We start from the raw sequence: 8,095 nt of genomic DNA, 5'->3' as shown, positions 1-8,095 counted from the left end.
ATCCAGGCAGATCGCTTCGCCGTAGTAGTACTCCAGCGGGGACTTGTCGATGGTGGGCCCGTGGGGGTCGTATTCGAAGACGGCGTCGGTGTGGGTGCCGGCGTGTTCGCTGATAAGCAGGTTGTGTGCCTCGAATCCGAGGTGGGTGTTGTAGGTGGTCTTGAACTGGTCGTGGGTCTGGTTGGTGTTGATGAAGGTCTTCTGATGCCCGAACCACATGGGCATGCCTTCGAAGATCTCGCGGGTCAGGTCGACGACTCGGACTCTTCGTTGCATTACCTCGGCGCCGAAGCGTGGGTAACTGCGGGTGGTGCTGGGGTCATCAATGGCGGTCATTTGTCATCCTCCTGGTGTGTTGTGATGTGGTGCGCTATATAGCGTGAAACAAGTTGGGATTCAAGTGAACTCGGCGACGCCGCTGGCGTCGAGAGCGGGGCTCTGTCGAGGACGGGCGGCTCCAGCGGAGTCGGTGACGGTTGCCGAGGTGAGCAACTGCTGCAGCCGGCGCGCGTCGTCTTCTTCGCTGACCACGGCGGGGACGACAAGGCTGTCAGGGATGACGCGGACCAGCACGCAGTAGAGCAGGCCGCCGATCGCCGCCGCGGAGATGAAGCTGAGATCGATACCTCCCGCGGCGTTGGCCCACGGCCCGACGTAGAGGGTGGTGTTCACGAACAGGATGCCGATGATCGTGGCCGGTATCCACGCAAGCATGGCAGCGAGATTCCAGCCGTGGCTGAACCAGTAGGCACCACCGGCGATGCGGGGGTTGAGGTTGAACACCTGCAGGTCCTGGGCGTAGTAGCGGCCGCGGCAGAACGCGTAGCCCAGCAGATTGATCACCAGCCAGGGTGCGGTGACGACGATCAGGATGATGAGGAATGCGCTGGCGGCCGAGACCAAGTTGTAGGCGAACGAGCCGACGAACACCAGTGCCGTTCCGGCGCCGCCGATCAGCAGGGTCGCTGGCACCCGCTTGAGCTTGGGGAAGATCGAGGAGGTGTCCAAGCCGGTGCCGTACACGCACAGCGCCCCCTGCGCGCAGGATCCGACGAGGGCGATCGCGACGATCGGCACGGCTCCGGCGACCGGGGACACCTCGACCAAGCCGGTCACCCAGTCGGTCACGTCGGCGGGAAAGGTCATCGCCACGTAGATCGCAAAGCACAATGCCACCGCGGTGCCGACGAACATCCCGAGGCCGGCCGACCACGCGATGCGCCGCTGGCTCCACCGCTTGGCCGAGACGTAGCGTGTGTAGTCACCCACGTACGGGCAGTACGAGATCGGTAGCGACGCCGCGGTGGTTGCGCTGAGCAGCCACGTGGCCGGGTAGGTTCCCAGCAGCAGTTCCGGGGTGGGCGGTGAGGTAGTGAACTTATGGGCCAGCAGCACAACCCCGACCAGGAGCAGTACACCCATCGTGGGTATCAGGATCCGGTTGGCGAGCACGACGTTGGCGTGTCCGTAGATCGCCACGATCAAGGTGGTGATAGCGATGACGGCGTAGGCAACGACGAGTTGGGCGTTGCCGGCGGGCATCCCGAACAGCTTGTGCAGTCCCTGGACCAGGGCAGTGCCGCCGGTCCACACCGTGAGGGCGTAAAAGCCGATGGCGGTGAAGATTCCGACGAGGGAGCCGACGATGCGGCCGACGACACCGAAGTGCGCCCCGCTGCTGACCGCGCTATTAGTGCCGGTGCGGGTGCTCAGAAGTGACAGCGGGGCGAACAGCGCCGAGCCGACCAGCAGACCGACAAGGGTCGAGGTGATCGATCCCCACCAGCCTAATCCGAACGAGACGGGAAGGTAGCCCAAAACGATGATGCCGAAACACAATTGGGTGCCGAAGAATACCCAGGTGAGCTCCCGTGGGCGGGAATGGCGCTCGGCTTCGGGGATGTAGTCGACACCGCGGGTCTCGATGCGGCCGACCTGGTCGGTGCCCCCAGGGTTGGGGGATGTCTCACTGCTCATGGCTGTGCTCCTCGCGGAAGGTGGTTGGTGTGCTGGATCAGCGCATCATTGGGCTGGATGAGCGCATCGGCGGGCCCGGTGAACGGGCAGGCTCTACCGTCGATGTGGGCGGCGAAGTCGTCGGGAAACAGGTCGCGGGCTGATACGACTGGCGGTGCGGGCATGTTGATCAGGGAGCAGCGGTGGGGCATGTCGGAGACGAACTCGTCGACGATGGACAGTTTGTCGAGGAGTTCCCATTTGCCCTTGCGGCTAGCTATCGTCTGGATCGTGCGGTGGTAGTTCTGCGTCTTCATCCGGCAGGGCGGACACTGTCCGCACTGTTCGCGGCTGAAGAAACCGGTGATCTCCTGACAAATTTCGACGATGCAGGTCCCGTCGGCGATGACCCGCACCGCGAAGCAACCTGGTTGCGATCCGGCGGCGCGGATCGCATCGTCGTCGACCAACACCCCGGCTGATCCGGCACCCAGGAAGCGGCTGGATGGCCCACCGGGCTGAAAGGCCTTGAGCCGTCCCGATCCGGTGACTTGACCGGCGCGGTCGAACAGGTCGGCAAATGTGTCGGTGGCCGGGTTGACCTCGTAGACACCTGGCGCGGTTATGTCGCCGGTGACGGTCGCCAGGCGAGTCCAAATCGGTGCGTCGCCGGTCCAGGCGGCTCGGATGAGGCGGGGCAGATTGGCGAGGGTTTCGCAGTTGGCGACCAGCGTGGGCAGGCCGCCGATACCGCGCTCGGTGGGATAGGGAGGTTGGCCGGTGGGCTTGCCGGGTCCTCCGTTGATGGCATCGACGGCGGCGGTGGCTTCGCCTGCGACGTAATGAGTTCCGGCCGCGACGACGCGTAGTCGCTTCGCTTGAGGGGCAGCTGGCGCAGTGGTGGCTTCCTCGATTGCGGTGAGTACGGCCTGTGTGGCCTCCATGGCGGATTCGCTGACGTACATCACGATGTCCGCGGCGTCCAGGACTGCTGCAGCGATCAGGACTCCCTCCAGTACCAGGTGCGGGTTGCGGCTGAGCAGGGTGCGGTCCTTGCGACTGCCGGGTTCGTCTTCGGCGGCATTGCACACCACAGCTCGGGGCCCCGGCACCTCCATGAGTGAGGCGACTTTCTTGGCCAGCGGAAAGTGAGCCCCGCCCAGGCCCGTCAGATCCGTCGTAAGAAGGGCCTGACGGGCGCGCTCGGGATCGGCCGTGGCGTCGTCGAGGGCGCGATAGCCGCCCCCGCATGTGTAGGCAGCACGGTCGAGATGCCGCGCCGGCAAAAGACTCTGGTGCGTCATAGCTACATGTCCGAGGACAGGCTCAGGTCACCGGGTTTGAAGCCGGCGTCGAGCATGTTGAAGATCTTGCGTGCGATGAAGGAGCTACTGCGGTCGATCGCGGCGACCGGTTGGCCTCCCTCAGCGTGGGCGACGATGGCTTCGGCGTCCTGGAGCTTGACTTCGCTGTAGAAAGCGCGGGAGTGCTCGATGAGCAGATTGGGGCCCTGCTCGCAGGCTGCGAAGCACACGTAGTCGTTGATCTCCAGATCAGAGTTCGTCTCGTCGACGACGGCACGCAACCGGTCGCGGATCGCCTCCGATCCGTTCATTGCGCAGTCCGTATTGACACAAACGTGAATGATTCGCTCATCGGAGCCGAAGTCCTCATACACGCTCGTCGTCTCCCTGATCGTCAGCGTCCCAGCTCAGCACCACCTGTTCGGCGTCCCAGCGGGTGAAGTAGCCGCGGTAGGCAGAGACGACTTGATTGAGGTCGCGGCTGTCCCAATCGCGCCCGAGGTGATCGGTGACAGCGTTGGCGTGCAACACCATCCGGTCGGGCACGTCGAGCAGGACCATTCCGGGCATGTGGACGACGGAGGCGTTCGGTACGTCCTCCAGGACTGCGGCGACGATCGCGTCGCATTCCTCGCCGGCCATCATCTCGATCCCGACGACGGACCTCGCTACGTGTGCGCTCATGCCGAGAGCTCCTCTTCCTTCAGATCACTTGCAGCGAAAGGGATTCCGACGGTCTCGAGTTGCGCGGTGATCCACGTCATCGCCTCGTTCATCGCGTCGGGTGGGCCGTCGTCGCCGAGCAGCGTCTTGGAAGCGGTCAACGCGCGGGGCAGCAGTTCGGCAACCCAGTCGCCGATGAGGTCACGGTTGGCGGGTCCGTAGGCCTCGTCCTGGCACACCAGTCGCAGGAAGGCCGCCGCGCTCTCGCGGTGCCGCACCTTGTCGTCTTCGATCGAGTTGCAGACGAAGGGAGTGAGGCCGTCGCCGGCGGTCAGACTGCCGGTTGTCAGAAGTGCATGGGCTGCAGCGGTGTTGAGAGGTTCGAAGAATATATCTCCGAAAATGATCGCCTTGCCCCAGTCCAGCGTCGCCATGACTTCCTCGACCAGGCGCCGGGTCGGCTGGAAGCGGGGCGCGTCCATCCACGCCGGACGCTGGTCCTCGAATCCGTCATGGTGCTCGCCGTACGCCAACGCCAATCGTCCGTACATCTGGGCGTGGCGCAACTCGTCGAACATCATGAAGGAGGTGGCACCTGCGATCCACGACGAGAGAGCGAAGCGCGTGGTGTTCTGATGCGATACGCACAGCCCCCAATCCGGATACTGCAGCGCACCGACCACCTCGCGCATCAGCACGACCCGGGCCGGATCCACGGCAGCGAGCTGGGCGTCCTTTTCGGCGAAACCAAAGGCCGTCTCGACGCTGCGGCCTGCTCTTGCCTGCCGGGTGGTGTACGTGCGGTAATACAGCTTGTCGGGGGTTCGATAGGCCTCCCAGTCGCTGCACGACAGGGTGGTGCTGTTTCCGGTCCACACGGTTTGTGAGGGTCGGCCCCCGTCGATGTGGAACGGTTCGTGCCACTGCAGAAGCCGGGTGACCTCTTCGTATTCGGTGAGTCGGCGCTTGTCGGTGTTGGGCACGCGCAGTGTCTCGGGGTCCAGGTCGGGGCCGGCCGAGGGAGTGGTGTCGATCGTGGGTTCACCGATCGGTCGCAGGGCGACCAGGGCGCCGTCATCGATGCCCAGATCGCGCAGCTTGGCACCGCCCACTGCGCCGTCGAGATCGAGTTCCACCAGGCGGCCCTTGGCCGATCCCGCCGTTGACGCGCGTTGCAGCAGGTCGGCGACGGTGGGGTCGTCATCGGATAGGACAAAGGCTTCCGGTGCGGCTTCACCGAGCACCCGTGAGTAGACCAGCATGGATGTATCTCCTTGTTCGCGTGGCTGTTGGTGATGCTCAGACGGTGGCTGGCACGGGCATGGCGGGGAAATAGCCCTCCGGTGCGCGCGTTCCGCCCAGCGGTGTGCCGTCGGGGGTGATATTGAGGAACTGCGCCACCCAGGCGGGATCCTTGTCGGCCAGCAGCAGCGCCGAAGGTTCGGTGGTGCGGGTGTACTTGTGGGGTTCGCGCTCGAAGATCCATTGGCAACCCTCCGAGCAGAACCAGTAGCGACGTCCGTCGAAGTCGGTCGGCAGCGCGACCGCGTGGGCGGGTTCGGGGAACACGCATGGGAACTGGCAGACGTCGCAGATCATCGGCGAGGTGTCGGCGTCGACGTTGGCGCCGTCGGCCACCGCACGCCAGAACGGTGCGTGGGTGTCGCCGAAGGCGGGGTACTTGTCGTGCAGCCAGGCGAGGTCCTCGGCAGTGGGTTGGTGCACGTCGAACCACAAATCCTTACGCGAGGCGTACAGGCCGCGCCAGATGCTGTGCGAGCCGTGCTCGATCTCGGCCAGGGCCTGATCGAGGTGGCGCGGCGGTTTGAGGCCGAACTGCGAGAGTTCCGAGACGTACCCCTGGATGAAGTCCTCCAGCACGTAGCGGCGGAAGGCTTCCTTGTAGGAGATGGGTTTGTTCTTGGGGAAGTAGTCCAGCACGGGTCCGACCACGGCCAGCAGCAGCCGGTGGCAACGCCAGAACCACTTGTCCAGCCAGTCCTGGATGAGTGCGAGGTTGGTGTCGTCGTTCTGGAGCATCGCCCGGGCGACGGACTGACCCAGCGCCATGTGCCGGGTCTCGTCGCTCTGGATGGTCAGGTGGGCTTGACCGAATCCGAAGTCGCCGTTGGCAACTCCGGCGGCTGGGGCGGCGATGAACAGCAGGTTGGTGAACGCGGTCTCGAACACCAGGTTGGTGCCGATGATGGCTTCGATGGGGTCGGTGGTGATGAGGTCTTCGAAGAAGGACCGGTCACCTTGGAAGTACCAGTGCCGTTCGAAGAAGGTGAGTCGGTCCTTGGGTAGCAGGAATCCGCTCTTGTGATGCTTGACGTAGTCCTTGGCCTGATAGATGGCCTCCTCGGCATGACGACGCTCGTCCATCGCTTGGACCATGGAAGCGATGCGGATCGCTGGGGCCGGGGCGAAGCGGGCAACCCGCACGTGGCCCCGGTAGTTGTAGTACTCGCTGTAGGTCAGGGCGGTGTTGAATGACTTCATTGCCTCGACCCAGCGCGGGTCGACCTTGCTGATGTGACCGAAGCGGGCGCCGGCGTCGCGCACGGCATGGAACTTGTCCTCCTTCTCGGCCTGGATGCGGATGTAGTCCTCGAACAGAATCTGGAAGGGGTCGTTGAACTTCTTCCAGTCCGGCATGGTGCAGGCGGTGCGCCACTCGACGGGGATGTAGGCGTCCTCGCCCACATAGGTGGGGTCCCAGTGCAGCGAGTGGGTGAGGCGTTGGTACTGCTCGCGAGTCTTCATTGCGTGCTCCGTTCGAGTGGGTTGAAAACCGACTGTGTTCTAACCTTGTAGAAATGCATCAAGGTTGGAATGATGCCGATAGTTTGAGCGAGAAGCTTGGTGGAGTTTTTTAAAGTTAGAGCACAACGAGGAGATGTGTCAACGATCACTTTCGGATGCCGGTGTGATTTGGGCTACCGACGCGGCGAGGTGAGCCGCACCGCCTCGCCTGAGCTGCGGCGTACGTCGAGGCGGCACGGCGGATCGATCTCGTCGTGACACCCCTCGTTGGGGCAGTAGATGTAATGTTTCCGGCTCGGGCCGGTTACGCGTGGTGGGGTGTAAGCCGTGTAATGTCCCACGGTCACGAAACGGCGTGCAGTTGGCGACTGAAGGGGAGAGCGCGCCGCTCACATGATGTGTCGGCGCCGCAGGGGCGGACGCAATGGCCCGGGTCGTCGGCGCGCATCGACGAATGTCCATCAACGACTCCAATCATTCTCGGATAGGTGAGGTAACCTTGTGCAATTGCGTCAAGGTTCTGACGAAGCGGGTGATACGAGAGCTCTACAGCATTTCTGCAAAGTTAGAGCACAGATGTTTCAGGGGGGTTGATGTTCGTTTCGATCGTGTTTCGTCTCGGCCGTTGCCTCGGCGTCGGCCAGTTGTCCGTCCGTGTCGAGCAATAGCAGCTGCGCCGGCGGGTATTACGCTGGAGTGATCCCTGGACCGCGTCGGCAGGGCAAGAGGAGGGTCGTGACGTCTCGCATCGCCGCCTCACCGCACAGCGGCGCTCAGTTTGAACTGCCGCCCCGCGCCGCCGCTCCCGAGGCCGTTGCCGAGCGAATCCGTCCCACGCTGGGAGTCGGTGAGGGTCAGGGCCTGTACATCCAGCAGGCGGCGAAAATGGTCGGCGCTAGCGCGGTGCAGCTTCGGACCTGGGAGCAACAGAACCTGATCGCGCCGGCTCGCACCCCGTCCGGGTACCGCGTCTTCAGCATCGCCGACATCGAGCGCATGCAGCGCATCCAGTCGTTGATGGCAGGAGGGGTGAACGCCGAAGGCGTGCGCCGCATCCTCAACGGACCCGGTCATTCGGCAGGTGTGCCGGCATCGCTGACTTCACCTGCATCGCATACGCGAAGCGTCGGCAACACCATCCGAGAACTGCGCAAACAGCGTGGGATGACATTACGCGATCTCTCCGCGTCGACGGGTCTGAGCGCGTCCTACATCAGCTCGGTCGAACGCGGGTCCGCCGCTCCGTCGATTGCATCGCTGCAGAAGATCGCCGCCACGTTCGAGACCAACGTCCTGGGCATCATGACCGACTCCTACGAACTTCCCGATTCCCCGCTGGTGCGCGCCACCGAGCGGCGCGCGTTCGACAGCGACAAGGGTGTGCGCATCGAGGACCTGTCCACCGC

Annotated in this window: 8 protein-coding genes; 1 reads left to right on the top strand and 7 read right to left on the bottom strand. The window is 64.0% G+C overall.

What is annotated here, in order from left to right:
* The 7 genes from ACRDUX_RS27530 to ACRDUX_RS27500 form a co-directional block, all read right to left on the bottom strand.
* Window positions 1-336, bottom strand: a 336-nt coding sequence (locus ACRDUX_RS27530; RefSeq protein ID WP_526418456.1) for a cyclase family protein, incomplete at its 3' end; no start/stop codon positions are given.
* A gap of 60 nt (window positions 337-396) precedes the next feature.
* Entirely contained in the window at window positions 397-1,977 is a 1,581-nt protein-coding gene (locus tag ACRDUX_RS27525; RefSeq protein WP_526418454.1) for a purine-cytosine permease family protein, read from the bottom strand.
* On the bottom strand, window positions 1,974-3,260 hold the full coding sequence (locus ACRDUX_RS27520) for an NADH-ubiquinone oxidoreductase-F iron-sulfur binding region domain-containing protein (protein WP_526418452.1): 1,287 nt from the start codon (window positions 3,258-3,260) through the stop codon (window positions 1,974-1,976). Before ACRDUX_RS27520 ends, ACRDUX_RS27525 begins: the two co-directional genes overlap by 4 nt.
* Before the next feature lie 2 nt (window positions 3,261-3,262).
* Entirely contained in the window at window positions 3,263-3,634 is a 372-nt protein-coding gene (locus ACRDUX_RS27515) for a (2Fe-2S) ferredoxin domain-containing protein (protein ID WP_526418450.1), read from the bottom strand.
* Window positions 3,627-3,944 carry an MmoB/DmpM family protein gene (locus ACRDUX_RS27510; protein ID WP_526418448.1) on the bottom strand — a complete coding sequence of 106 codons (318 nt, stop codon included), beginning with the start codon at window positions 3,942-3,944 and terminating at the stop codon, window positions 3,627-3,629. Before ACRDUX_RS27510 ends, ACRDUX_RS27515 begins: the two co-directional genes overlap by 8 nt.
* Window positions 3,941-5,185 carry a ferritin family protein gene (locus ACRDUX_RS27505; RefSeq protein WP_526418446.1) on the bottom strand — a complete coding sequence of 415 codons (1,245 nt, stop codon included), beginning with the start codon at window positions 5,183-5,185 and terminating at the stop codon, window positions 3,941-3,943. Before ACRDUX_RS27505 ends, ACRDUX_RS27510 begins: the two co-directional genes overlap by 4 nt.
* A 37-nt stretch (window positions 5,186-5,222) precedes the next feature.
* A complete protein-coding gene (locus tag ACRDUX_RS27500; RefSeq protein WP_526418444.1) occupies window positions 5,223-6,689 on the bottom strand; it encodes a YHS domain-containing protein in 1,467 nt (488 codons plus the stop codon).
* 735 nt (window positions 6,690-7,424) lie between these two features.
* On the opposite strand from ACRDUX_RS27500, the gene ACRDUX_RS27495 reads away from it, so the two are divergent.
* Window positions 7,425-8,095: MerR family transcriptional regulator (locus ACRDUX_RS27495; RefSeq protein WP_526418442.1), on the top strand; the 671-nt coding region annotated here is incomplete at its 3' end.

It is taken from the genome of Mycobacterium sp., from assembly GCF_050701675.1.
Lineage (GTDB): Bacteria > Actinomycetota > Actinomycetes > Mycobacteriales > Mycobacteriaceae > Mycobacterium.
Note: the sequence above shows the minus strand (reverse complement) of the source record. Positions and strands in the feature narration are given on the sequence as shown.

Bases quoted from the DNA above. Each gene is read 5' to 3' on its own strand.
- ACRDUX_RS27510 (WP_526418448.1), bottom strand. From the start codon at position 3,944: ATGAGCGCACACGTAGCGAGGTCCGTCGTCGGGATCGAGATGATGGCC.
- ACRDUX_RS27500 (WP_526418444.1), bottom strand. From the start codon at position 6,689: ATGAAGACTCGCGAGCAGTACCAACGCCTCACCCACTCGCTGCACTGG.
- ACRDUX_RS27520 (WP_526418452.1), bottom strand. From the start codon at position 3,260: ATGACGCACCAGAGTCTTTTGCCGGCGCGGCATCTCGACCGTGCTGCC.
- ACRDUX_RS27525 (WP_526418454.1), bottom strand. From the start codon at position 1,977: ATGAGCAGTGAGACATCCCCCAACCCTGGGGGCACCGACCAGGTCGGC.
- ACRDUX_RS27505 (WP_526418446.1), bottom strand. From the start codon at position 5,185: ATGCTGGTCTACTCACGGGTGCTCGGTGAAGCCGCACCGGAAGCCTTT.